This window comes from Marinobacter sp., from assembly GCF_041984545.1.
GTDB lineage: Bacteria > Pseudomonadota > Gammaproteobacteria > Pseudomonadales > Oleiphilaceae > Marinobacter.
The window spans coordinates 68,275-94,152 of record NZ_JBHIXV010000015.1; the positions used below are offsets into that span (position 1 = coordinate 68,275).

22 protein-coding genes are annotated in these 25,878 nt (G+C 61.7%); 8 read left to right on the forward strand and 14 right to left on the reverse strand.

The annotated features are described in order from the left end of the window. Window positions 1-161 precede the first annotated feature (161 nt). From ACFC20_RS09185 to ACFC20_RS09200, 4 genes are all read left to right on the forward strand, one after another. Window positions 162-1,115, forward strand: a complete 954-nt coding sequence (locus ACFC20_RS09185; RefSeq protein ID WP_375192728.1) for a dentin sialophosphoprotein — start codon at window positions 162-164, stop codon at window positions 1,113-1,115. A 79-nt stretch (window positions 1,116-1,194) separates the two neighbouring features. After that, window positions 1,195-1,521, forward strand: coding sequence for a hypothetical protein (locus ACFC20_RS09190; protein WP_375192729.1), 327 nt, complete (start codon window positions 1,195-1,197; stop codon window positions 1,519-1,521). 14 nt (window positions 1,522-1,535) lie between these two features. Continuing rightward, entirely contained in the window at window positions 1,536-2,231 is a 696-nt protein-coding gene (locus ACFC20_RS09195; protein WP_375192730.1) for a C39 family peptidase, read from the forward strand. Next, window positions 2,231-2,776 carry a hypothetical protein gene (locus ACFC20_RS09200; RefSeq protein WP_375192731.1) on the forward strand — a complete coding sequence of 182 codons (546 nt, stop codon included), beginning with the start codon at window positions 2,231-2,233 and terminating at the stop codon, window positions 2,774-2,776. The genes ACFC20_RS09195 and ACFC20_RS09200 overlap by 1 nt, the downstream gene beginning before the upstream one ends. Before the next feature lie 7 nt (window positions 2,777-2,783). Here the strand turns inward: ACFC20_RS09200 and ACFC20_RS09205 are convergent, their stop codons facing one another. Continuing rightward, on the reverse strand, window positions 2,784-3,860 hold the full coding sequence (locus tag ACFC20_RS09205) for a transporter (RefSeq protein ID WP_375192732.1): 1,077 nt from the start codon (window positions 3,858-3,860) through the stop codon (window positions 2,784-2,786). Window positions 3,861-3,873: 13 nt separating this feature from the next. Then, a complete protein-coding gene (locus tag ACFC20_RS09210) occupies window positions 3,874-5,253 on the reverse strand; it encodes a sigma-54-dependent transcriptional regulator (RefSeq protein ID WP_375192733.1) in 1,380 nt (459 codons plus the stop codon). Window positions 5,254-5,549: 296 nt separating this feature from the next. Here ACFC20_RS09210 and ACFC20_RS09215 point away from each other — a divergent pair, with 296 nt between their 5' ends. Both ACFC20_RS09215 and senA read left to right on the forward strand, forming a co-directional pair. Further along, window positions 5,550-7,373, forward strand: coding sequence for an SLC13 family permease (locus ACFC20_RS09215; RefSeq protein WP_375192734.1), 1,824 nt, complete (start codon window positions 5,550-5,552; stop codon window positions 7,371-7,373). Between the two features lie 151 nt (window positions 7,374-7,524). After that, complete coding sequence (senA, locus tag ACFC20_RS09220; RefSeq protein WP_375192735.1) at window positions 7,525-8,892, forward strand: selenoneine synthase SenA; 1,368 nt, start codon at window positions 7,525-7,527, stop codon at window positions 8,890-8,892. Between the two features lie 17 nt (window positions 8,893-8,909). Here the strand turns inward: senA and ACFC20_RS09225 are convergent, their stop codons facing one another. The 12 genes from ACFC20_RS09225 to ACFC20_RS09280 form a co-directional block, all read right to left on the reverse strand. Then, a complete protein-coding gene (locus ACFC20_RS09225) occupies window positions 8,910-10,484 on the reverse strand; it encodes a cation:proton antiporter (RefSeq protein WP_375183340.1) in 1,575 nt (524 codons plus the stop codon). 36 nt (window positions 10,485-10,520) lie between these two features. Next, window positions 10,521-11,465, reverse strand: coding sequence for an alpha/beta fold hydrolase (locus ACFC20_RS09230; protein ID WP_375192736.1), 945 nt, complete (start codon window positions 11,463-11,465; stop codon window positions 10,521-10,523). Between the two features lie 124 nt (window positions 11,466-11,589). Beyond that, window positions 11,590-12,876 (reverse strand): phosphoribosylamine--glycine ligase, encoded by a 1,287-nt coding sequence (gene purD / locus ACFC20_RS09235; RefSeq protein ID WP_375192737.1) that lies wholly within the window; start codon window positions 12,874-12,876, stop codon window positions 11,590-11,592. Between the two features lie 12 nt (window positions 12,877-12,888). Then, a complete protein-coding gene (purH, locus tag ACFC20_RS09240) occupies window positions 12,889-14,469 on the reverse strand; it encodes a bifunctional phosphoribosylaminoimidazolecarboxamide formyltransferase/IMP cyclohydrolase (protein WP_375192738.1) in 1,581 nt (526 codons plus the stop codon). Between the two features lie 78 nt (window positions 14,470-14,547). After that, window positions 14,548-14,865, reverse strand: a complete 318-nt coding sequence (gene fis, locus ACFC20_RS09245) for a DNA-binding transcriptional regulator Fis (RefSeq protein WP_008170934.1) — start codon at window positions 14,863-14,865, stop codon at window positions 14,548-14,550. Next, on the reverse strand, window positions 14,862-15,860 hold the full coding sequence (gene dusB / locus ACFC20_RS09250) for a tRNA dihydrouridine synthase DusB (protein ID WP_375192739.1): 999 nt from the start codon (window positions 15,858-15,860) through the stop codon (window positions 14,862-14,864). The genes fis and dusB overlap by 4 nt, the downstream gene beginning before the upstream one ends. A gap of 244 nt (window positions 15,861-16,104) precedes the next feature. Continuing rightward, window positions 16,105-17,343, reverse strand: coding sequence for a DUF3426 domain-containing protein (locus tag ACFC20_RS09255; protein WP_375192740.1), 1,239 nt, complete (start codon window positions 17,341-17,343; stop codon window positions 16,105-16,107). A 61-nt stretch (window positions 17,344-17,404) separates the two neighbouring features. After that, window positions 17,405-18,301, reverse strand: coding sequence for a 50S ribosomal protein L11 methyltransferase (gene prmA / locus ACFC20_RS09260; protein ID WP_375192741.1), 897 nt, complete (start codon window positions 18,299-18,301; stop codon window positions 17,405-17,407). Window positions 18,302-18,303: 2 nt separating this feature from the next. Next, entirely contained in the window at window positions 18,304-19,650 is a 1,347-nt protein-coding gene (accC, locus tag ACFC20_RS09265; RefSeq protein ID WP_375192742.1) for an acetyl-CoA carboxylase biotin carboxylase subunit, read from the reverse strand. An 18-nt stretch (window positions 19,651-19,668) separates the two neighbouring features. After that, the gene (accB, locus tag ACFC20_RS09270) at window positions 19,669-20,136 is read right to left on the reverse strand and encodes an acetyl-CoA carboxylase biotin carboxyl carrier protein (protein WP_375192743.1); all 468 of its coding nucleotides are present in this window, start codon (window positions 20,134-20,136) and stop codon (window positions 19,669-19,671) included. A gap of 26 nt (window positions 20,137-20,162) precedes the next feature. After that, window positions 20,163-20,603, reverse strand: coding sequence for a type II 3-dehydroquinate dehydratase (gene aroQ, locus ACFC20_RS09275; protein WP_375192744.1), 441 nt, complete (start codon window positions 20,601-20,603; stop codon window positions 20,163-20,165). Window positions 20,604-20,903: 300 nt separating this feature from the next. Further along, window positions 20,904-22,517, reverse strand: coding sequence for a diguanylate cyclase (locus ACFC20_RS09280; protein WP_375192745.1), 1,614 nt, complete (start codon window positions 22,515-22,517; stop codon window positions 20,904-20,906). Window positions 22,518-22,712: 195 nt separating this feature from the next. Here ACFC20_RS09280 and ACFC20_RS09285 point away from each other — a divergent pair, with 195 nt between their 5' ends. Together ACFC20_RS09285 and ACFC20_RS09290 are read left to right on the forward strand one after the other, a co-directional pair. Further along, window positions 22,713-24,713, forward strand: a complete 2,001-nt coding sequence (locus ACFC20_RS09285; RefSeq protein WP_375182988.1) for an EAL domain-containing protein — start codon at window positions 22,713-22,715, stop codon at window positions 24,711-24,713. A gap of 7 nt (window positions 24,714-24,720) precedes the next feature. After that, window positions 24,721-25,773, forward strand: a complete 1,053-nt coding sequence (locus ACFC20_RS09290) for a DUF2333 family protein (protein ID WP_375192746.1) — start codon at window positions 24,721-24,723, stop codon at window positions 25,771-25,773. The last annotated feature ends 105 nt before the right edge of the window (window positions 25,774-25,878 follow it).

A 25,878-nucleotide genomic window follows, 5' to 3' on the forward strand; every position in this document is an offset into this window, starting at 1 on the left:
CGCTCGAGAAAAGCCCGCAAAAACAAGCACCCAGCATCGCCAGGACGATTCTGGCACGGGAATCGCTCCGTTCATCAGGCGGGTCTGAACCTTGGCTTACCCGATAACGGACGGGGTGGGTCGGATCCCTTCAAAGCCAATAACTCAAAGGAAATGACGTCATGAACACCAAGAAAGCACTGCTAGCTGCTGCCATCGCAATGACCATGGGTATTTCCGGCCTGGCCTACGCGGATCAGGGGGGTGATGGAGATCCCAACACCAATGCGGACAACACCTCCACTGCCAATAACGGTTACTCCGGTAATACCGATTCGGCAAACGATAAGTCCACCAACACGGACAACTCGAACAACTCGGATAACTCCGATAATTCCGACAGCTCCGACAACAGCACCAACGTGGCGGATTCGTTCAAGATTGCCGAAAGCGGCAATGACATGTCGGATAACTCCGATAATTCAGACAACTCTGATAATTCGGACAACAGCACCAGCGTGAACGACTCGTTCAAGATCGCTGATAGTGGCAACGACAACTCGGACAATTCCACCAGCGTTGCCGACAGTGCGAACGACAGTTCCGACAATTCCATTAACACCGCGATCACTGACAGTGGCAACGACAGTTCCGACAACTCCACCAATGTGGCGGACAGCGGTAATGACAGTTCGGACAACTCCACCAACGTGGCGGACAGCGGCAACGACAACTCGGATAATTCGATCAACGTTGCCGACAGTGGTAATGACAACTCGGATAACTCGACCAACGTCGCTGACAGCGGAAACGACAGCTCCGACAACTCCACCAACATTGCGGACAGTGGCAACACCACAGTGTCTGGCAGTGGCAACGACAGCTCCGACAATTCCGTGGTGCTGGAGCTGGATGTGTTCCTGAACAACGCCGATCTGGACGGTTCCGTCTCCGGTGTGTCTGCGAACTACGGCGATGCCAACGGGCGCCGCTCCTACACCGAAGCCCGGGCCTCCAATGAAATCTCCGGAGGTTCTGCGAACTTCACCGGTGTCGGGGCCTTTGCCCAGAATGCCGGCGTGGGCAGCGTGACCCAGGCTAATGTGAGTGTCATGTCCAATCTGTCTACCCAATAGCCGAGGGAAGCCGGCCGCATCCTTTCCGGGGTGCGGCCAGCTCTCAGCAAGGAGGCATGCCATGACGAGGATTCCCGGAATGGCATTCGCAATTGCGTTGATTCTGATCGGCGATCCACGGCCTTCCCAGGCGGAGGAGCTGCTTGGCCTGACCCCCATGAGTGCGGAACAGCTCGAGCAGTCCAGCGGCCGACAGGGCTTGCCGGTGCAGTGGCAGCTGAACGATACCGAGCAGAATGCCATCGTCAGTGACAACGTGTTGAGCGGCAACGTCGCCACCGGTGACAACCGGATCATGGACCAGGCGTTCCAGAACATGAGTGGCATTGCCACGGTGATACAGAACACGGGCAATCAGGTTGTGATTCAGGACAGCACCCAGATCAACGTGCACATAAACCAGTAGCAGGGAGGTGGGCCATGGCGTCCAAGGTCTTGATGGCGGCAGGCCTGGGGGCTTTGCTGGCGCTCTGGCCCCCGGCCCACGGGGGAACCGTCGCGGTGCCGGGTATTGCCGGCAGCCTGGAGGTGCCGGTTACCAGCTTTCAGGCTCAGCGATTCCGCTCCGTCATGCGTCAGCAGTTCGATTTCAGCTGTGGATCTGCCGCTCTCGCCTCCCTGTTGACCTACCACTATAACGACCCGGTGTCGGAGCAGGACGTGTTCACGGGCATGTTTGAGGTTGCCAACCTCGAGAAGGTCCGGCAGGAAGGTTTCTCCATGCTCGATATGAAACGGTATCTGGAACAGCGTGGGTACAGAGCGGATGGTTTCCGGATGCCGCTCGAGGGGCTGCGCACGAAAGTCCGGTTGCCGGTCATCGTGCTGGTCAGTTTTGACGGCTACCGACACTTCGTGATCATCAAGGGCATCAGTGACAACGCGGTGTTGGTGGGTGACCCCGCCCGCGGTCTCAAGGAGTACAGCAGAACGGAGTTTCTGGAGCACTGGGATGGTGCTGCGTTTGTCATACGCAGTCACCTTGAGCAGGGCCGAGCCAGTTTCCTGTTGGCAGGCGACTGGTCTGGCATCGCCCGAGCGCCGCTCTCCAGCGCCCAGGAACCGTCAACGATTGGCCATAGCTTGCCCTATTGGCCCTCATCCAGGGAGTGGTGATGATGAATATCGGCTTGTCGTCAAGAATACTGTCAGCGTGGATTCTTTCATGTGCCATCGTCGGGGGCGCCAGCGCAACCTGGCCGGAGGACTCGGGTTCGCCCCTGTCCGACACCGAGCTTGCCATGCTTCGCGGTGGGTTCGTGGGCCTCGACAATCTGCAGATCAGCATCGGGCTTGAGCAACGGGTGGCCATTGATGGAAAGACTCTGATCCTTAACCGGCTGACCATTCCCGACCTGAATAAGGCGGTGGACGCCGGCCAGATCGCCGCCCGAGTCGAGCAGGCCCTGGCAAACGCGCTGCCGACGGGTAACGCCGCTATTGTGACCTCTTCGCACCCAGGCACGCCGTCCCCCGCATTGGGGGCAGGTTCGGGTGTCTCCAGCCAGGTGAATGCCGGTCAGTGGATGACGGTGATCCAGAACCGCGTCAATGGTACCGTTATCCAGAGCCTGCAGCAGCTGAACATTGAGCTGAATAACCTGGGCGCCATGTACAGATTGCCCCATGGTATCCGGGACTCCATTCCGGTCATGCCCTGATCGGTCCTCAGAGGCTGAACGGCAGCCGCAGCGTGATCTCGGTGTTCGGAGCGCTGTCGGTAACGCCGACACCGACCGAGAGGTTCAGGCTGGCATCCGGTGACAGTCGCTGGGACAGTCCGAACGACAGGGTGCCCACGTGGATCCGGTCAAAGTTGGCATCGAACAGATTGTTGTCCAGTTCAATGGCTGTCTTACGAATGATCGAGTGGTCGTAACTCAGGCTGAAGGAGGTCCGCTCGTTGAATGCGAACCCCATCCCGAACCCGAACCGAATCACGTCGCCGGCATCGATCCTGCCGCCATTGTCCGCTCCCTCGTCCTCTTCCCGGGTCCAGACATAGCTGAGGTTGCCAAACAGAACCGCCGGGTCCGACGGGTAGATAAAGGACAATCCGGGTTCGAATGCCCAGTATCCGGACCCCGTTGGCCGCTCGGCCAGTTCCACACCAATAGGATTGCCCTGGCTGTCAACGATGGTCTCCCGATCCACGTCGTAGGGTCCCTCGCCCGTGGGCGCTTTCGCGCGAATCACGCCAATAACGTATGGCCAGCCGTCCAACCCGTCATTGATCTGGTACCGGAGTGCCAGTTCGACATCGCCCAGTCCGTCTCCGGAGGACTCGCGCAGAGTATCAACCGGAGTGCCCTGAAAGGCCTCCCGTTCCCGAAGATCTTCGTCAATCTTGAGGTAGGGCACTCGCAGCGACGCCTCGAAGCGGCTGGTAAAACCGTACTTAAGAGACAGCGCGCCCACCAGAACGTCCCGCTGTATCTCGGAGATATTGATCAGGCCCACCAGCAGGGCGGGTATCACGGTGTATCCCTCCACGGCGACCTGTGTCGAGTTACTGTGTGCGTAGGAGAAGGAGGGCTCGATGGTCAGGCGCCCGGGACGGGTGACAATACCCCGGTCCACGGTTATCGAGGCAATGTCGGTGGCCTGTTCCTGTCCGCCCTGGCGGGTGGTGTTCGCAGCCGACTGTGCCGCGGCACTGGCGCCGTCGGCCGCCTCCTCAGACACCGCCGGCAACGCGAAGGCGACGGTTAACACCGGTAGCAGATAAAGCGCTGTGCTGTTCATTGATCACTCTCCTTTACTCGCGTCCTGTGTTCCACCCCGCTTTTCCGTGGTGCAGTTGGTGCTTTTCCATCAGCCGGTACATCGAGACTCGTGAGATCCTGAGCAGTCTTGCGGCTGCCGAGACGTTGTTCCGGGCCAGGGCGAGACTGACCGAGATCGCTTCACGGTCGGCCCGGGAACGGAAAGCATCGAGGGAAAGTTCCGTTCGAGCGTTATCGGTGGCGACGGGAAAGCCAAGGTCATGTGGCTCAATGCAGACCCCTTCGCTGAGCAGCAGCGCCTGCCCAAGGCGGTTCTGGAGTTCGCGTAGATTGCCGGGCCAGGCGTGCTCGGTCAGGCAGACCATGGCCGAATCAGTGAGACGAAGGCCGCGCCCGCCGGAGGCAGTCGCCGACAACAGGCCGGTAACCAGTGCCGGAAGGTCCATCCGGCGGTCCCGGAGCGGGGGCATGCGCACATGCAGGCTCCCCAGCCGGTAAAACACGTCACTTCGGAAGGCTCCCACCTCAACCAGTTGGTCCAGAGGGCGGGTGCTGGTGGCGATCAGGCGGGTATCGATCCGTATCGGGTGAGTGGAGCCCAACCGCTCGATGACACCCTCCTGCAGGAACCGGAGAATGGCGGATTGCTGCTCGGTCGAAAGTTCATCAATGCCCATCAGGAGCAGAGTGCCGCCGTGGGCTGCCTCAATCCGACCTTTCTGGGCGCTCATGGCGTGGGTGAAGGCCCCTTTTTCATGACCGAAGAGCTCGTTCTGGGTCAGTGACGGCGGCAGGGCGGCGCAGTTTACCACCACCAGGGGCTTGCTCCGTCTTGCCGAGAGCCCGTGGATGTACTTGGCCGCCGCCTCCTTGCCGGTGCCGTTTTCACCATCAATGTGTACCGGCTCGTCGGTTTGGGCAAACCGTTGCAGTAAGTCCCGGACCCTCACGATACCCGGCGAGTTACCGACAAGTGCACAGTTTTGGTAGGTGCCCGACCGGGTATCCGGGAGGCTCGCCTGCAGCACGGACATGCCCCACAGGTGTCCGATAAACGCGCCGAGTCGCTGCGGCTGCAGTGGACGGGTGTGGTAATCGGTACAGAATCGTTGAATCAGGCGGCGCAGCTCGGGGTTGCGAAGCTGGTCGGCTTCGACAATGGCAACCCACCGTTCCAGAGGGAGGCACTCAAGGGTTTTTTCGAGCGCTGCCAGGGCGTCTGACGCCAGGGCGCTGGTGTCAAATACCCCGACTCTGGCTTCCGGATTGAGGTCCGGAATGGCGTAGCCGGAGCTCTCCTGCATCGGCATTAATGAGTAATAAAGCAGTCGCCAGCCACGGAACACGGGCTCGCTGGCGAGAAAATCCGGGTATGCCGCCGACAACCAAACGAGCGGTCGTTTTTCCTCCATGGCGACTCTCCTGTGAAGGGGTCGGGAAAACGGACTGCACAGCGTTCAGTAAAGGTTGGTGCTACCGGAACGGCTCGATCCGATCACTGCCCTGTGACCGCAAACGGCTGGGGGAAACAGGCAAAAGACTCCTGTTAACTGCTATACAGGTTGTATGCCAGTTCAAACAGGTGTTGCCGATTCAGTCGGTTATAAGCCGGCGCTGTCGAACATCGGCGTTTCCTGTAAAGTTTGCCGACACAGGCCCGGCACCGGGTGTCGTGGCCTTCTAACAGGATGATCACCAGGGAGTCCTTGTGACCGCCAATCAGATAATCATCTTCTCGGTACTGGCCAGCGCCCTGGCGTTGTTTGTCTGGAACCGCATCCGTTTTGATCTGGTGGCCCTGCTGGCTCTGCTTGCGGTGGCTGTCACCGGCATTGTTCCCACCGACCGGCTGTTCGATGGCTTTGGGCACCCGGCCGTGGTCACCGTGGCAGCGGTTCTGGTGATCAGTCAGGGCCTGGTGAATGGTGGGGTAGTTGACCGTCTTGCACGTTTGCTGGGCAAGGTTGGCCACCGGCCGACGCTGCAGGTCCTGATGCTCACCTCGGTCGTGGCCCTGTGCTCGGGTTTCATCAACAATGTGGGTGCCCTGGCGCTGCTGATGCCGGTGGCCGTGTGGATGTCCCGCGAGGCGGGGCGCTCGCCCTCGGTACTGCTGATGCCCCTGGCGTTCGGGTCGCTGCTGGGCGGCACCATGACCCTGATCGGCACCCCGCCCAACATCATCATTGCCAGTTATCGTGAGGCCGGGTCTTTCGGCATGTTCGACTTTGCGCCGGTTGGCGTGGCCATCACGCTGGCCGGGATTGGCTTTATTACACTGATTGGCTGGCGACTGACCCCAAGGCGTGGCAAGGCCGACGATGGTGGCAAGCTGTTCAGCGTTGGCGATTACGTGACCGAGCTGCGGGTACCCGAGGATTCCTCCCATGCCGGCGCTACCCTGCACAATCTCCTGACCGGTGCCGATGCCGAGGAGGACGTGGTGGTGCTGGCGCTGATCCGGGATGGCAAGCGTAACCTGGCGCCGACGACCTTTTCCGTGCTGCGCGGCGGCGACCTGCTGCTGGTGGAAGCCGGTACAGACGCGTTGCAGGAGTTTCTGGACAAGACCCAGCTGGAGCTTGCCAATGTTGCCGGAGTAGAGGAGGACGAGGCCGATGACCCGGAGGGCGACGGGGGCTCGGTAGACGAGCCCGACGAGCCGGCTCTGGCAGAGGGGGACGTCCGTCTGCTCGAGGCGGTGATTGCGCCCGAATCCGTGCTGATCGGTCAGACGGCAAACCGCCTGAACCTTCGGGAGCAGCGGGGGCTGAACATTGTTGCCGTGGCCAGACAGGGGCAGCGACTGGAGAAACGGCTGGGTGATATCCGATTTCAGTCCGGGGACATCCTGCTGGTCCAGGGACATGAGCAGACCCTGCGGGCGACGCTGCAGAATCTGGGGTGTCTGCCCCTGGCGGAGCGTGGTCTGCGATTTGGCCAGGAGCGCAGTGGCCTGCTCTCCGGCGGGCTTTTCCTGACCGCCATAACCCTGATTGTCGCCGGTTGGCTGTCGCCTCCGGTGGCGCTGGTGGCCTGCGCCGTCGTGATGGTGCTCGCCGGTGTGCTCAGCCACCAGGAAGCCTACCGCGCGATTGACTGGCCGGTGATTGTCCTGCTGGCGGCCATGATTCCAGTCGGACAGGCCCTGGAGAGCACCGGGGCGGCCAGCCTGATTGCCTCCTGGATGCTTGAGCTCGGCTCCGGTAGTGAGCCCTGGCTGGTGATTGCCCTTGTGCTGGCAGGCACCATGCTGCTGTCGAATGTCGTTAACAATGCGGCAGCGGCCATCCTGGTGGCTCCCATAGCCCTGAGTATTGCCAGCCAGTTGAATGTGTCGTCCGATGCGCTGCTGATGGCCGTGGCCATCGGTGCCTCCTGCGCCTTCCTGACTCCGGTTGGGCACCAGTCCAATGCCCTGGTCATGGAGCCCGGCGGGTATCGTTTCGGCGACTACTGGCGCCTGGGGTTGCCGCTTTCGGTGATTGTCACCCTGGTGGCAACTCCGCTGATCCTGATGCTCTGGGCCTGAGCGGGCGCAGCTGATGGCGCGTCCGATCCGATGGTGCTGTCTGTCCGTAAACCCCAGGTCTTTGCAGAAGACCGGTTGAATTGGTTTGGCGTCCGTTTTTCGCTGTCTGTTATGCTGATGGGCAGCCAGGATGAGGTGGATGATGGGTGATATGACCACGATAGAGCGAATCGACGAAGCCAGAGCCGAGCTGCTGAGCCAGCTGGAGTGGACCCGGAAGCGTACCGAGGCCCTGGTGACCTCCCTGCCTGAAGCGATGCTGGACGTACCCTACCATCCCGGCGTCAATCCGCCTCTGTGGGAAATGGGGCACGCCGCGTTTTTCTACGAGGTCTTCGTGTTCAACCTGCTGGACGGCACCCCCAGCGTCGATCCTTCCATGGACGATCTGTGGGACTCCTTCCACGTGGAGCATCGGGACCGGTGGAACCGCGAGCTGTTCCCCGGGCGGGAGCAGACCCTGGCCTACTTCAACCTGATCTACGACCGGGTGGCCGAACGCATCCGGACCCAGCCGCTGACCGACCAGGCCCGTTATCTGTACCGGTACGCTATTTACCACCAGAACATGCACATCGAGTCGCTGATCTGGTGTCGTCAGACAGTGGGTTATCCGGCGCCGCCGGGCACCGACTGCTATCGGCCGGCACCTGGCGAGGGGCAGGGGGGTGACGTCATGATTCCGGCCGGCGAGTGGCTCATTGGCATGCCCGGCGAGTCGGAGGCTTATGCCCGTGAGGACTTTGCTTTCGACAATGAAAAGCCGGCCTTCAAGGTTCGCCTGGAGGCGTTTGCCATTTCGAAACATCTGGTCAGCAACCGTGAGTTCCGGGAATTCGTCGAGGACGGTGGCTATCGGCGGCCCGAGCTGTGGTCGTTCGGGGGCCGCAAATGGCTGCAGACAGAGACCGATGTGGCCCTGGTCCATGGCAGCGATGAACCGTTGCTACGCGCTCCGAAACACCCCCTGTACTGGCGCTGGCACGAGGGTCAGTGGCAGGAACGGCTGTTTGACCATTGGCAGCCGCTGAATCCCGAGTCTCCGGTCACCCACGTGACTTTCTGGGAGGCCGAGGCTTACTGTCACTGGGCCGGGCGACGGCTGCCCACCGAGTTTGAGTGGGAGGTGGCGGCGCTTGGCAACCGACCGGGTGAGCCAGCGCGTCGTTTCCCCTGGGGGAATGACACGCCGGACGACCGCAGGGCCGATCTCGACGGTCGGGCCATGGCCCAGAATCCCGTCACCGATTATCCCGAGGGCGACAGCCCCTTCGGCTGCAGACAGATGACGGGTACCGTCTGGGAGTGGACCAGCAGCCAGTTCTTCCCGTACGACGGCTTCAAGGTGGATGTGTATCCGTTCATGTCCACCCTTCAGTTCGGCGACCACAAGGTAACCCGTGGTGGCAGCTGTGCCACGTCGTCCTGCCTGATACGCGGTACCTATCGCCAGGCCTATCTGCCATTGCGCAATGATACCTATACCGGCTTCCGTACCTGTGCACTTGGAGACCCGTAGGCGGGAAGCCTCCGACACTAGTCAGCCGTGCCGGCGAACGGTGCCGATCTCGCAGCGCTCCTGTCGGTGATGTGACTGGCCAGTGCCACGCCGGTTTCGCTCATGGTGAGGTAGGCTTCGTCGGCGCCCGCCTCACGGATCTGCTTTGCTTCGTCTTCGTACATGGTGTGGGCGACGATATAGCCCTTGAAACCCAGCTTCCTGAGCATACGCGCGGCGATGAGCTTGCCCTCGATGTCGCCCATTGCCAGAATCACGGACTGAACGGCAGGCATATGCAGCCCGTTCCAGAAGGAAGCATCCTCGGCGTCGGCGAACACCACATTGCGGCCGGCTTTCTGGTGCTGGCGGGCTTTCGCCGGATCCGAATCCAGCCCCATCAGCCGGGCTTCGTCGTCGGCGAGCCAGTCGTAGGCGGCGGTACCGGTGCGGCCCATCCCCATGATCAGCACCCGGGTGTCGCCCAGGGAAATAGGCTGCTCGTCGGGGTGATGCTTGCGGCCTTCAAACCGGCTGAGGTTTCCGGCATAGCGCTCGTAAATGCCGTGGGAGAAGCGATTCAGCGGCGCCGACACCAGGAACGACACCGAGACCGAAATGGCCAGGGGAACCAGCCACTCGGGCAGCGCGACGCTGGCGACAATCAGGCCGAATTCGCTGTAGTTGGTCAGCGCCAGGGCACTCAGGAAGCCGCTGCGGGCCCGCAACCGGAACGCCAGCAGCAGGAAAAAGAACAGGATACCCTTGAGTGGCAGCACCAGACCGGCGATCACGGCAAACAGGAGGGCGTCGGAATCCGGGAGCCCGCCCATGCCAATCTGCAGGAAAAACCCGACCAGGAAAACTTCCTTCACGCTCCAGAGCGACTTTGACAGTTCCTGGGCCCGAGGGTGATTGGCGAGCATGGCGCCGAAGATCAGGGCGCCGAGTTCGGAACTGAGCCCCACGGCTTCGAAACCCAGCCCGCCAACAACCAGGGCCAGCAACAGCCCCAACAGCACCAGTAGCTCGTCGTGCCCGCTGGCGTCGAGCAGGCGGAACAGCAATGGTCGCAGCAGGGGCAGGCCAAACACAATCAATGCCCACTGTGACGGCGTCTTGCCGGCAGCAAGACTCATTACCACCAGAGCAATCAGGTCCTGCATGATCAGGATGCCGATGGCGACGCGGCCATGGAACGCACGCAGCTCCCGTTTTGACTCGAGCACCTTGGCCGCCAGCACGGTGCTTGAGAAGGACAGGGCGATGGCCAGCATCAGCGCAGTCGACCAGGAGACGTCCAGGAGCAGGTAGACCCCCGGCGCGAATACCGCGCAGGTTATGGCGAAATGCAGGAGGCTGCCGCCGATTACCTCGGGGCTGACGATGGAGCGCAGCTTGAGTTTCAGGCCAACAGTGAACAGCAGCAGGAGCACACCGAGGTGCGCGATGCGCTGGAGCACGCCGGTGGCCTCGATGGCAAGGCTGGTGGTCTCGGCAATGCCGCTCAGTACAAAACCGGCTGCAAGGTAACCCACCAGGGGCGGCAGGCCCACCATTTTGACCAGCAGACCGAGAACAAAGGCAAAGGTAATCCAGATGGCTTCAGGCATGGGTAACGCGAGGTTTCGGTTTGGACGCAGGCAAGGCTAGCGTGTTTTCACCGACTCGGCCAGAAATTGTCGGAACAATCGGGCCGATTCCTCTGGGACTTCGATCATCGGTGCATGACCAACACCCTCCAGAATGACCTTTCGGGCATCGGGTATCTGCTGGACGAAAATATCGGAGTTACGTGGATCGGTGATCCGGTCTTCCTGCCCCCAGACGATCAGTACCGGCGCCTGAATCTCCGTGATGCGCTCGCTGAAGGCGGACGCCATGGTGCTGTCGCGGATATCGCTAAAGATGACCGTATTGACTTCCCGGTTTGCGATGGCTTTTTCCTCCATCACGCTGTACACGGGCCAGGGCACGAAGGGCTTCTTCTCGAGGGCGAAATCGACCAGGCGTTCGAAGTCGCCCTCTTTGGTGGGAATAAGCGGATTGTCACCGGCCATCACCTGATCGGAGAGGTCGGACTCGTAGGCCCAGATGCCCGCAGGATCGAACAGGGTCGCGGAGCGGATCTGCCCGGGGAAGTTGGCGGCGTAGAGCGCGGTAATGGCGCCGCCCATGGAGTTGCCCATCATGTGAAACCGGTCCAGGCCCAGCTCGTCCAGGATGGTTGCCAGTCGATTGGTCTGTTCGTCGAAGTGGTACCCGATGTCGAGCGGCTTGCTGCTGTCGCCGTGTCCCGGCAGGTCAATGGCATAGACGTTGAAATCACCGGTCAGGTGCTTGGCAAGCCGGGTCCAGTTATCCTTGTTAGCGCCGAACCCGTGAATCATGACAATGGTTTCGCCATCGACGGGCTGCTCGTTGCGCAGGTAAGCGATTGTCAGTTCACCGACCACCAGGGTGTCCGCCTCGAGGCCTGACATTGAACGTTCGAGACCGATTGCAGTGTCGTAAAGGCCCTGGCGGGAACAGGCACTCAGCAGTAGTGAAACGGTCAGCACGAACAGCAGGTTGCGGGTGGCAAAACGGGGCATGGCGGGCTCCTTGGCAATCGGTGGGTTAGCGTCCTCTGCGAGGCGTTTACATTACCCCATAAAAAAGCCCGGTCAATGACCGGGCTGTGTTTTCGAGCAGGCGTTGGTGTTTTCGTTCAACGGCTCACGAACGCTCGCGGGCAATCGCCCGGAAGGCGATATCCTTGCGGTAGAACACGCCGTCCCACTGGATTTTGCCTGCCACGTCGTAGGCCCGCTGCTGGGCCTCGGTAACCGTGTTGCCAAGGGCCGTTGCGCACAGGACCCGACCGCCGTTGGTTACCACCTGATCGCCCGAGAGGCGGGTCCCGGCGTGGAACACTTTCTCGCCGTCGGTTTCTTCCTCAGGCAGGCCGGAAATCACGTCACCCTTGTTGTAGCTGCCGGGGTAACCGCCGGCGGCCAGCACGATACCCACTGAAGCGCGGTCATCCCATTCGGAGCGACACTGGTCCAGCTTGCCGTCGATGGCGGCACTGCACAGTTCCACCAGGTCGGACTTCATGCGCAGCATGATCGGCTGGGTTTCCGGATCGCCGAAGCGGCAGTTGAACTCAATGACCTTGGGGGCGCCGCTGGGGTCGATCATCAGGCCGGCGTACAGAAAGCCCTTGTAGGGGTGACCCTCGGCCGCCATGCCCCGCACCGTCGGGTAGATTACCTCGTCCATGATGCGCTGGTGCACCTCATCGGTGACCACCGGCGCCGGTGAATAGGCGCCCATGCCGCCGGTGTTGGGTCCGGTGTCGCCGTCGCCCACGCGCTTGTGATCCTGGGAAGTGGCCATGGCCAGCACGTGCTCGCCGTCCACCATCACGATAAAGCTGGCTTCCTCGCCTTCGAGGAACTCCTCGATGACCACACGGCTGCCGGCATCGCCAAAGGCATTGCCTGCCAGCATGTCGCGGATGGCGTCCTCGGCCTCGGCCAGGGTCATGGCCACGATCACGCCCTTGCCGGCGGCCAGACCGTCGGCCTTGACCACGATTGGTGCGCCCTGTTTGCGCACATAGGCCAGGGCTTCGTCGACATCGGTGAAGTTGCCGTAACCGGCGGTGGGAATCTTATGGCGCGCCAGGAAATCCTTGGTAAAGGCCTTGGAGCCCTCCAGCTGGGCGGCGCCGGCGCTGGGGCCAAACACCCTGAGGCCCCGGGCCTCGAACTTGTCGACAATGCCCGCTACCAGCGGTGCTTCGGGGCCAACAATGGTCAGCTCCACGTTGTTGGTGGCGGCAAAACCAGCCAGGCCCTCGAGGTCCATGACGTCGATATCAACGTTCTCCAGACCCGGTTCCCGGGCGGTGCCGGCGTTGCCGGGAGCCACGAAAACCCGGTCTGCTTTCGGGGACTGGGCGGCTTTCCAGGCCAGGGCGTGTTCACGGCCACCGGAGCCAATAACAAGAATGTTCATCGTTTCAGTACCTCAGTGCCGGAAGTGACGCATGCCGGTAAAGACCATGGCAATGCCGTGTTCGTTCGCCGCATCGATCACTTCCTGGTCGCGCATGGAGCCGCCCGGCTGGATGACGGCGGTGATACCGGCTGCGGCCGCGGCATCAATACCGTCCCGGAACGGGAAGAAGGCATCGGAGGCCATCACCGAGCCCTTCACTTCAAGGCCTTCATCCGCGGCCTTGATGCCGGCGATCTTGGCGCTGTACACCCGGCTCATCTGGCCGGCGCCCACACCAATGGTGCGGCCCGCCTTGGCGTAGACAATGGCATTGGATTTGACGTACTTGGCCACTTCCCAGGCGAACAGCAGGTCGTTCAGTTCCTGCTCGGACGGCTGCCGCTCGGTAACCACCTTCACGTCCTCCATGGCCACCATGCCCAGGTCCCGGTCCTGCACCAGCAGGCCGCCGGTAACGCGCTTGTAGTCCATGGAGGGGGCGCGCTCGCCGTCAAACTCGCCACAGGCCAGCAGGCGCACGTTCTTCTTCGCGGCTACCAGTTCCACCGCTTCCGGTGCGATGGTGGGAGCGATGATCACTTCCACGAACTGCCGGTCGATAATCGCCTTGGCGGTCTCGGCATCCAGTTCACGGTTGAAGGCGATGATGCCGCCGAAAGCGGAAGTGGGGTCGGTGGCGAAGGCCAGGTCATAGGCCTGGCGGATATCGGCGCCGATGGCCACACCGCAGGGATTGGCATGCTTGACGATCACACAGGCCGGGTCGGCGAAGGGCTTCACACACTCGAGGGCGGCGTCGGTATCAGCCACGTTGTTGTAGCTCAGCTCCTTGCCCTGCAGCTGTTTGGCCGTGGCCACGCAGGCTTCCTTCGGATGACGCTCGGCGTAGAAGGCGGCCCGCTGGTGTGGGTTCTCGCCATAGCGCATGTCCTGCACCTTGACGAACTGGGCATTGAAGGTGCGCGGGAAATCGGCGTTCTCGTTATCCGGCGTGCGGCCACCCAGGTAGTTGGCAATGGCGCCATCGTAGCCGGCGGTGTGTTCGAAGGCCTTGACCGCCAGGTCGAACCGGGTGCTGTAGCTCAACTGGCCGTCGTTGGCGTCCAGCTCTTTCAGTACACGGTTGTAGTCGGAGGCGTTGACAACAATGGCCACGTCGTTGTGGTTCTTGGCTGCGGCGCGCACCATGGTCGGCCCGCCGATGTCGATGTTCTCGATGGCAGTGGCCAGATCGCAGTCGGGGTTGGCCACGGTCTCCTCGAACGGGTAGAGGTTCACCACCACCATGTCGATCGGATTGATGCCGTGCTCGGACATGACGGTGTCGTCCGTGCCCCGACGCCCGAGTATGCCGCCGTGGATTTTCGGATGCAGGGTCTTGACCCGGCCATCCATCATCTCGGGAAAGCCAGTGTAGTCGGACACTTCGGTTACGGGAACGTTGTTGTCTTTCAGTAGCCGATAGGTGCCACCTGTGGAGAGCAGTTCAACGCCGCGTTCGGTCAGGGCTCGTCCGAAATCGACGATGCCTGTCTTGTCACTCACGCTGATCAGCGCGCGACGGACGGAGGTATTAGCCTGGTTTGCCATGGGTCACTATCTTCGCTGGAGATGAACGAATAAGGGCCTCGCGAATGGTGTCCGGGAGGCCCTCTTCAAATGTCTGGATTATAGCAGACCGTACTGCTTCAGCTTCTTGCGCAGGGTGCCGCGGTTCAGGCCCAGCATGGTGGATGCCTTGGTCTGGTTGTTGCGGGTGTACTTCATGACCTGCTCAAGCAGGGGCGCTTCCACCTCCGAAAGCACCAGCTGGTATACCTCGGTGACCGGAGCGCCATCCAGTTGGGCGAAGTAGTTCTTCAGGGCCACTTCCACGCTGTCACGCAGGGTGACGGTGTTGCCGCTGCTGTTCACCGTCTGCAACTGATGGATATCATCGTTGGCGGGGGTGCTCAGGTTGTCGTTTGCCAAAGTCTCAGCGCTCATGCTGCGAATACCTCTCCATTTCGTAAGCCTGCAAAGTACTGTTGAATCGCGTCTTTCTGCTCCACCGCATCGTCGATGGCGTTGAAGCGTTTTCTGAACTGTTTGCCCGGGTCGTGGGACTGCAGGTACCAGCCCACGTGTTTTCTGGCAATGCGCGGGCCCATGGTGCTTCCGTAGAAGTCATGCAGGGCCTGCAGGTGCTCGGTCAGGATCTGCTCCACTTCGTCCAGCGGCGGTGCCGGCAGGTGGCGCCCGGTTTCCAGAAAATGCAGGATTTCCCGGAAGATCCAGGGGCTGCCCTGGGCGGCACGGCCAATCAGCAAGCCGTCAGCCCCGGTGTGACGAAGCACGTCCCGGGCCTTCTCCGGGGAGGTGATGTCCCCGTTGGCGAACACCGGAATGGACACCCTGGATTTGACCTCGGCAATGGTGTCGTACTCGGCCTGGCCGTTGTACTTGTCGGCCCGGGTGCGGCCATGTATCGCAATCGCCTGGATGCCGGCGTCCTCGGCCATGCGGGCGATGGTCAGGGCATTGCGATTGTCGCTGTCCCAGCCGGTGCGCATCTTCAGGGTAACCGGCACATCGACGGCGCCTGCCACCGCATGCAGGATGTCGCGTACCAGGGCTTCATCCTTCATCAGCGCCGAGCCGGCCGCCTTGTTACACACCTTCTTCGCCGGACAACCCATGTTGATGTCGATGATCTGGGCGCCAAACTCGGCGTTCTGACGGGCCGCGTCTGCCAGCATCTCGGGGTCGCCGCCAGCAATCTGCACGGAGCGGGGCTCGGGCTCACCCTCGTGGTTCAGGCGGCTACGGGACTTGCGCGTATGCCAGAGCTTGCTGTCCGCTATAACCATCTCCGATACCGCCAGGCCAGCGCCCAACCGCCGGCAAAGCAGCCGGAAGGGGCGATCGGTCACACCCGCCATGGGTGCAACAATCAGCGGATTGGGCAAGGTGTACGGCCCGATTTTTGCCGTTGGCAGCATGATCTGAGTCCGTGTCACAGCGGGTTAAGCCAGAGTCGGAGTTGAACGGTTGCTCAGAAAATAACCGATCATGCCTCCGAAGGGCGGTAATGATACCGCCGGGGGCACGTTGATTGAAGGGGCCCGGGGGCGAAAAAACTGATTATTTTTCGCGCTGTCTGGTTGACTTTTATGCGTTGAGCTGGCCCCGGCGCGGTGGAGCGGAAGCTGTGTTTGTTGATACCAGTGCCGGCGTGCGCCGGTGTCAGGGCGTGTAAGGGCGGAACAGAATGTTGTAGTTGACCGCATCGCGACCAGGGTCGCGGATGTTGATGGCGATGCGAACCGGTGTTTCCGGGGGCATGGTCTCGAGCTCTTTGCCCTCCCCGGCGAGGTACTCCTCCGGAGTGAACAGGCTCTGGGCTACAACGTCGCCATTGAGATTGGAGAAGGTGAGGGCAATGGCCGGGAATGGCTGCTCGAAGTCGGCCCGGTTAATGATGACCGCGTCCACCACCAGCTGCGAGCGATTGTCCGGATTGGTACGCACCACCAGCTTGCGGCTCTGGATGGCTTCAACGTCAATCAGGGGCTTGAGTTCGCAGCCCGCCAGTTCGCAGCCCTTCTCGTAGAAGGGGCGAAGTTCGGGGATGGCCGACAGCCGATCAAACTGGAACCAGGTCACCTGTGCCACCAGCACCCCGATCAGGGCGAGTACAATCAGGCTCCAGATAACGGTGCGCAGGCTGCCTCCCCTGCCGCTGTCGACGGCCACGGGTTCCCGGCGGAGATCCCGGAAGGGCGGATCGGCCCGGAAGCTGTCTTCTTGCCGTTCGGGTGTCTCGAATTCGATGGCGGCATCGCTGCCCGAATCCTCTGGCGAAGAAGTCGCAGCGGTTGTCTGCGAGGGCTTTGTGGCCGGCGAACTCTGGTAGATGGGTTCTTCTTCCAGGCTCAGTTCGGCACCGATGTCCGGACTCGGTTCGGGCTTCGCGGGAACCTCCGGTTCCGGCTCTGGCTCGCGTCTGGCCGTTTTTGCTGGCGGCGTCGACGGTTTGCGCGGCTCCGGTTCGTCGTCGAGAATCGCTTCCGCCCAGCTTTCATCCACCGGTTGCTCGGAATGGTCGTCCTCAACGTCCTTGTAGTCACTCTGGTCGCGCTCGTCGAAGCTGCGGAAGCTGTCGCTGAGCTCGTCGTCGGAAAAGGTCAGTTTGCTGCCGGCGTATCGGCCCTCTGCGGCGTCTTCCTCCGGGTTGTCCGCAAAGACGAAGTCTTCCTCGCTGGCGCCGGATGAGGCCGATGCCGTATCAGAGGGGCGGGACGGGATTGACGAAGGACGATTGCCGGCGGAACTTCCCGGCATGATCTGGTGCTCGATGGCGTTGAACACGTTCATGCAGTTGCCGCAGCGCACTTTGCCCTTGGCAACGCCAAGCTGCTCCTCGGTGACCCGGAAGCGGGTCTGGCATTTGGGGCACTGTGTCTGCAGGCTGCTCTGGGTCATGCTTCTTCCTGAAAGCGACGGGGCTACGACTGTCGGAGTTTAGTCGTTACGACCGGGTTCGTCATCTGTCGATGCGCCGTCCTGTGAGGCGTATCCACTCTTCCCTCTGCTCGGGCTCGTCCATCACAAACCAGGGCTCGTAGGCCGCCATCACCTCGCGGGCCTGGGTGGACAGTATGCCGGACAGAACCAGGGCCCCACCGGGCCGCGTGCGGGCCGCCAGGTGCGGCGCCAGGCCGATCAGCGGTTGCGCCAGGATGTTGGCGAGCATGATGTCGGCGCAGGTGTCCGGTTCGTTATCGGGCAGGTAGAGGTCCAGCCGCTGCTCGTCGATGTCGTTGCGACGGGCATTCTCTCGGCTGGCCTCCAGGGCCTGGGGATCGGTGTCCACGCCCACCACGTGTTCGGCGCCGAGCAGCAATGCCGCCAGTCCCAGGATGCCGGATCCACAGCCGTAGTCGATGACCTGTTTGCCCTGAACGTCCTGCCCGTCCAGCCATTCCAGGCACAGGGCGGTGGTGGGATGGGTGCCGGTGCCGAAGGCCAGCCCGGGGTCGAGCATAAGGTTGGCTGCCTTGGGATCGGGCGCCTGATGCCAGCTCGGTACGATCCAGAGCCGGTCGCCAAATCTCAGGGGCTGGAAGTCGTCCATCCAGGCCCGTTCCCAGTCTTTGTCCTCCACCAGGCTGACGTCGATTTCGGGCAGGTCCTGCTGGGTTCTCTGGTGCCAGGCGTCGCGGATGTCGGCGCACAGCTGCTCAACGTCCCGGTCGGAGTCAAAGAGGCCGGTCACGGTGGTCTGGCTCCACAGCGGCGTGGTGCCGGGGTCGGGTTCGTACAGGGGCTGGTCGGCGGCGTCCTCCATGGAGACGGCGTCCGAGCCCATCTCCATGAGCAGATCCTCCAGCTGATCCGCGTTGTCCGGATCAGCCGGGATCTGGAGTTGTATCCAGGGCATGGTTATTCCCGCATCAGTTTCTCGAGGTAGTGGATGGTGAAGTCTACCGTTTTAAAGCCACCATCGCGTACCAGTTTCCGATGCAGGGACTGGTTGGTCTTGATGCCCTCGACGACCAGCTCGTCCAGTGCGTTCTTCATCCGGCGCCGGGCAATGTCCCGGTCGTCGCCCCAGGTGATCAGCTTGGCCACCAGGGAGTCGTAGTACGGCGGTACCGTGTAGCCGCTGTACAGGTGGGAATCCACCCGCACGCCGTTGCCACCGGGGGCATGGAAATGCTTGACCTTGCCGGGGCTGGGCACGAAGGTCTTGGGATCCTCGGCGTTGATCCGGCACTCCATGGCGTGCCCGGAAATGCGGATGTCGTCCTGGGTGTACTGCAGGGGCAGGCCACTGGCAATGCGCAACTGCTCGCGGACGATGTCCACGCCGGTTACCATTTCCGACACCGGATGCTCCACCTGGACCCGGGTGTTCATCTCAATGAAGTAGAACTCGCCGTCCTGGTACAGGAACTCGAACGTACCGGCACCCACGTAGCCGATTTCCTTGCAGGCATCCACACAGGCCTTCAGGGTGCGCTCCCGGGATTCCGGGTTGATGTTGGGCGCCGGCGCCTCTTCGATAACCTTCTGGTTGCGACGTTGCATGGAGCAGTCACGATCGCCCAGGTGAATGCAGTTGCCGTGCATGTCGGCCAGCACCTGCACTTCCACATGACGGGGCGCTTCCAGGAATTTCTCCAGGTACACGGTGGGGTCGCCAAAGGCGTTGCGGGCCTCACTCTGGGTAATCTGCACACCTTTGAGCAGGGCCGCTTCCGAGTGCACCACCTGCATACCCCGGCCGCCACCGCCGGAAGCTGCCTTGATCATCACCGGATAACCGATTTCCCGGGCAATGCGCAGGGTGCGTTCTTCGTCATCGTTCAACGGGCCGTCGGACCCGGGTACCGTCGGTACGCCGGCCTTGATCATGGCGTTGATGGCCGACACCTTGTTGCCCATCAAACGGATGGTTTCGGCCTTGGGGCCGATGAACCGGAACCCGCTCTTCTCAACCTGCTCGGCAAAGTCGGCGTTTTCGGCCAGGAACCCGTAGCCGGGGTGGATGCCCACGGCGTCGGTCACTTCGGCCGCGCTGATGATGGTCGGAATATTCAGGTAGCTGTCGGTCGCACTGTTGGGGCCAATGCAGACAGACTCGTCGGCGAGCCGCACGTGCATCAGATCGCGGTCGACCTGGGAATGCACCGCCACGGTCTTGATGCCCAGCTCCTTGCAGGCGCGCAGAATCCGGAGGGCAATTTCACCCCGGTTTGCGATCAGAACTTTCTCTAACATGGCCATGGGTTGCTATCACCGCGTTCAGGAAATGACGACCAGGGGCTGGTCAAACTCTACCGGCTGGCCATTCTCGACCAGAATCTCGGTAATGGTGCCGCTCTTGTCGGCCTCGATCTGGTTCATCATCTTCATGGCTTCAACGATGCAGATGACGTCGCCCACATTCACGCTCTGGCCGACTTCCACGAACGCCTTGGCCGTGGGTGAGGGCGAGCGGTAGAAAGTGCCGACCATCGGTGATTTGACGGTGTGGCCGGAGGGAGCGGCCGGTGCCGCGGATTCCTCGGAGGCCTGTGCGGAGCCACCCTGGGCCGGAGCAGGCTGGGGAGCCGGCGCAGGCGCCGGGTAGTGGCTCACGTATTGGGTGCCTGCGGCTGGTTCGCGGCGACGGGAGATGCGCACCGAATCGTCGGCTTCGTGAATCTCCAGCTCCTCGACGTCGGATTCCTCGAGCAGCTCGATCAGTTTCTTGATTTTGCGAATATCCATAGTCAGTCCAGTCCCGTGTGTCAGTTCTATCGGTGTATGCGTGTCAGGGCGGCCTGGAGGGCAAGATCGTACCCCTGGCTGCCCAGCCCACAGATAACGCCTTCGGCGATATCCGAGAAATAGGAGTGATGGCGGAAGGGTTCCCGCGCATGCACGTTGGAAAGATGCACTTCGATAAAGGGGATGCCGGCGGCCAGCATGGCATCCCTGAGTGCGACGCTGGTGTGGGTGAAGGCGGCCGGATTGATGATGATGAAATCCACGCCCTCCGCACGCGCCTCGTGCACCCGTTCGATCAGCTCGTACTCCGCGTTCGACTGCAGGTGCAGCAGGTGGTGGCCGTGTTCGGCCGCTACCGAGCGCAGGCGGTCATCGATGTCGGCCAGGGTCTCGTAGCCATAGACCTCTGGCTCGCGGCTGCCGAGCATGTTGAGGTTGGGGCCATGGAGTACGAGAATTGTCGACATGGTGCTGGCTGCCTTGGTGTCTTTTTACAGGATCGCCGAATTTAACGGCATGTTCACCCAATGGTGCGTGCTTATATCCCTCAGATCAACACTTTTTGACATTCGTCCGTGTTGTCCATTGGTCGTAAAAAGACGGCAAATGAATCGAAACCGGACCTTTTTGCTGATGACAGGAATTGTCGTCAACGATGACCGGAACTTCCATACGACGTTGGTTTCATAAAGCCCGGGGCCGGGGCGGTCAGGTGCCGCGCCCGGCTGGCTGGTGTCGGAGCAGGGAGGGGGAGCTGGCTGCCGAACTCAGGTCTCGGCCAGGGTAACGCAGTTGCGACCGTGTTCCTTGGAGGTGTAAAGGGCGCGGTCGGCCCGCTCACACAGCGCCTGGGACGTTTCGTTATTCCAGGCCGATATGCCGCAGCTGAAGGTGACATTGAACTCCCGATCGCCGGCCGGCTGCTGCAGTTCCGAGAACCGCTCCCGGATTTCATTGAGCACGTTGCGGGCATCGCTCGGGCGGGTGTTGGGGAGGATGATGGCGAATTCCTCGCCGCCGTACCGGCCGATGTGATCGGTCTTGCGCAGCCGCTGCTTCAGAAACATCGAGAGGCTTCTGAGGACCCGGTCGCCAATCGGGTGGCCGAAGGTGTCGTTCACCTTCTTGAAGTAGTCAATGTCGATCATGGCGAAGCACAGCGGCTGGTCTTTCTGCCGGGCCCGGACAATCTCCTGGTCCAGCAGGTGCAGCGTGTGGGTGTGGTTGAACAGGCCGGTCAGGCTGTCCCGGATCATCAGGGCCAGCAGCGAGCGCGCCCGGCGGCCCCGGTTGTGGATGGTGGCAATCAGGTGCTTGGGGTCGATGGGCTTGGTCAGGAAGTCATCGCCGCCGAGGCTCATGGCGTGCAACTGCTTGGTGACGTCCTCTTCCGCCGAGAGGTAGATGATGGGCACGCTGTGGAAGCGGTCCTGCTGTCGGATGACCCGTGCAATCTCCATGCCCGTGCAGCCGGGCATGTACATGTCGAGAATGATGATCTCCGGCGAGAATTCTTCCAGGGCGTGGATGATCTGCATGGGGTCGGTAATGATGTGGGCGGTCATGCCCGCTTTCTTCAGGACCGTCTCCATGTACTTGGCCTGGGCCCGGGAGTCGTCCAGCACCAGCACCCGGTAGGGCTCGACGGTGTTGCCGTGGGTGTAGGTCTCGATTTTCTCGATCAGCTGTCCGGGGTCTACCGCCGGATAGAAAAATTCCTCGCCGCCGCATCGGGAGGCCCTCAGGCGGGTCTCGATGGAGCCGTCCTCGTCACTCATGAAAATGATAGGGATGGGCGTGTCGTGGCGTTCCTGAAGCGTCTCGATGGTGGCGATGCCGGCGTTGGTCTCGCCGGTGAAATTGACATCCACCAGAATGGTTTCCGGCTTGTGCAGGGCGCAGGCCTCGGTCAGTTCCTCGGCGTTGGCGAAGGCCGAGGCGCGAAAGCCGAAGAACTCCAGCTGGCGAATGAGGCGGCCCGCCATCTCCTGGTTGGCCAGGGCAATGTACACCGGGGTGCGACGGAACTGGTGCGGGGCTTCGGTACTGTTCAGGTCGGTGCGGCGCAGGGTGCTGTGGGAAAGGCCTTCAATGGCATCCTGCAGCTGTCGGGCAAGGGCATCGTCCAGTGGCGTTTCCGGCTCCCACCGGTTGGTCAGTTCCCGGAGCGATTCACCGGCCCTGGCGTGGCTGGCCATTTCGAACCGCTGGGCGTAGCGCACCAGCTTGTCGATGGCTGCAACGAATTCGTTGCGATGACCGGGGGCCGTTTCCCGGTTTTCGTGGATCTTCTGCCAGGTGTCCAGAACAACCCGGGCCTGGGTGGTGACACGGCGTGCGAAATGCTGCCTGAGTTTTTCCTTCTGGCTTTCGTCGTTCATGCTGCTCCGGCCTGTCTCTTTTTTTCGTTTTGGGTGGTCTCGCCCCGGACCACTTTTTCAACCTTAGTCCCTTTGCAGAGTCTATAGTGTTTAATGTTGTCGGCGTAGGTTGCGCTGTGTAAATGTTTGTCAACTCTGAGGTGCAGGTCACAATCGACCCGCCAGTTGCCGCACAGCCGGTCCGGAGACACCTCCATGGCATGGAAGCAGTTCATCAAGCAACGCACTCAGCGGGGAGTGGCGACCCTCAGCACCATTCTTCTGGTTCTCACCGGCGCTCTGCTGATCACCTTGCTGGTGGCGGTGTTCGTGACCAGCTACGGCTATTTCCGCGATTACGTGTCGGACCAGCTGGCCGGCCATGCCCGTGATGGCGCCACCGCCATCGGTCTGTCGCTCTCCAACGCCATTGACGATCGCGACCCGGTTGCCGCGGCGTCGCTGATCGATTCGGTGTTCGACAGTGGTCGCTACCTCTCCATCAGCTACCGGAATCACCAGGACGAGCAGATTGCTGGTCGTGCGATGACCCTTCAGAACATAGCGGTGCCGTCCTGGTTCCGGTCACTGGCAGACCTGCCGTTGCCGGTGGCAGAGGCAGAGGTGGTCCGGGGCTGGAGCCGGCTGGGCACGGTGCAGGTCATCAGCCACCCGGGCCGGGCCTATCAGGACCTGTGGCGCATCACCGTGGGCCTGACCACCAGCACTGCGATCATTGGCGGCCTCGGACTGTTTGCGGTGTTCCTGTTGTTGCGACGAACCCTGCAACCGCTTCGGGCACTGGAAGCCCAGGCCAGGGCCCTTGGCCAGCGGGACTTCCGCAAGCGGGTGTCGGTTAACTCCACCCGGGAAATCAATCAGGTTACCGAGGCCATGAACCGGATGGCCGATGATCTCGGCCAGCTCTTTGAAGGGCAGGCCAGGCTGATCCAGCACCTGCGTCGGGTCAACAACGAAGATGCGGTGACCGGTCTGGCCAGCCGCAGTGCGTTTGACCAGCGCCTGAAGGTGGAAGTGGAGTCCGAGGAGAAGGCGGCGCCAGGGGTGTTGATCCTGATCCAGTTGGCGGATTTTGCCGGTTACAACCAGGCCTACGGTCGCAACGACGCCGACCGCCTGTTGCTGCGGGTGGCGAGCGTGGTGTCAGACTTCGTGAATCAGCATGCCGGCGCCTTTGCCGGGCGCCGCACCGGCGCCGAGTTTGCGATTTTTCTGCCCGGGGTGATGGCGGCCGACGCCGGTGTCTGGTGTCGGCAGCTGGTTGCGGATCTCGATGGCGTCTATGCCGACCTGGCGTCGCCCATCGATACCTCGGTTCACGCCGGCCTGGCAAAAACGCTGGAAGGACGGGGCGCCCGGGAGCTGATGGCCGCTGCCGACGAGGCCCTCCGTGCCGCCCAGAACCGGAACGGCAGTGGCTGCCATCTGGCAGACCCAGAGCGGGATGGCCACCACAACCTGGAAACCTGGCGGGTCATCATCAGCCAGGCTATCCGCCAGAGAACGCTGGCGCTCTGGCTACAGCCCATGGTGAATGAGGGTCGGCTGATGCCGGTTTACCATCAGGTGTTCTCCCGCATTGATTCGGCGGAAGGATCGTTGAAGGCGGGCACCTTCGTGCCCCTGGCCGAGCGTTTTGGTCTGATTGCCGATCTCGATCGCCTGCTCATTGAGCGGGTGCTGGAGCGGCTGGGCACCTTTCCGGACCAGCCACTGGCCATCACCCTGGGCAACGCCTCGGTCGCCAGCGAAAGTTTCCGCTCGGACCTGCTGGCACAACTGGACCAGGCGGGCCAGCTTGCCGGCAACCTCTGGATTGGCATCTCTGAACAGGCCATTCATCATCACCGCACGGCGGCGGGCCTGCTGGTGCGGGCGCTCGGGCGTCGGGGTGTTCCGGTGCTTGTGGACCGCTTCGGTGTGGGCGGCGTGCCCTTCAGCTACCTGAGAAATCTGAGGTTTCAGGGATTGCGTATCGATAACAGTTTTATTCACGACATCGACACCCACGAGGACAACCGGTTTTATGTGGAGTCGGTGCTGGCGATTGCCCACAGTCGCGGTGTGAAGGTGTTTGCCACGGGAGTGGAAACGGCGGCCGAATACTCGGTACTCTGTCAGCTGGGTATTGACGGGGCCATGGGGTACCATCTGGGTCGACCGTTTGCCGCTGATAACCAACAGACAGGGGATTGAGTGCTCTATGCCAGGCAGAATCAGACAGTATTTCAGGGACCGGAAAGAGGATGTACAGGATTACGCCGGCGGCAGCAGCGTCATCGGTAAACTGATCCTGGCCGTGGTTGGTGTGTACCTGCTGGTGGCCGTGGTTCTCGGGATGTACTGGAGCAGTGAGCCCGATACCTTCTCGGTACGTGAGCACACTCGTTCGGTGGCAAACGCGATGGAACGGGAACCCATCACCGGTTTTGCCACCACTGTTACCATGATCCGCATCGCCGAAACCCTGCTGGAGAAACCCGGCGGTTACCTGTCCAACGACATCTTCCCGCCGGGCGTGTGGCTCGACAACATTCCCAACTGGGAGTACGGCGTCCTGGTACAGTTGCGGGATCTGTCCCGGGCCATGCGTCGTGACATCGCCAGGTCCCAGAGCCAGTCCGCCGAAGACCCGGACCTGGTGATCGCAGAACCCCAGTTCCACTTCGACAGCGAAAGCTGGGCCATTCCGTCCACCGAAGCCGAGTACCGACGCGGTATTGAGGCTCTCAAACGGTATCTGAATCGCCTGAGCGCGCCCGAACAGGCCAACGCCCAGTTCTTCGCCCGCGCGGATAACCTGAACAGCTGGCTGGCCGATCTCGAGACCCGCCTTGGTAGCCTTTCCAGAAACCTGGGCGAAAGCGTGGGCAAGGCCTCGGTTTCCGACGCGGTGGCCAACGTGGAAGAAGGTAATCCGCTGGCGGAGGAAACCGGCGCCAACGAAGTGCAGACCCCCTGGACCAAAGTGGACGACGTTTTCTATGAGGCCCGCGGCAGCGCCTGGGCGTTGCTGCATATCTTCCGGGCCATAGAGGTGGATTTCCGCAAGGTGTTGCAGGACAAGAACGCCATGGCCAGCCTGAAGCAGATTATCATCGAGCTGGAGGGAACCCAGGGCGAGATGTGGAGCCCGGTCATCCTGAATGGCAGCGGCTTTGGCGTGCTGGCCAACCACTCCCTGACCATGGCGGCTTACCTGTCACGGGCCAATGCGGCCATCAGCGACATGCGGGATTTGCTGTCTCGGGGCTAAAGGGTTTTCGGCAGGTATAAAAAAACCGGGCAGATGCCCGGTTTTTTTATTGGTGCGCCAGGCATGGCGCGTAGCGCCTTGACGGGCGCTGTTCCGGTGCAGGTG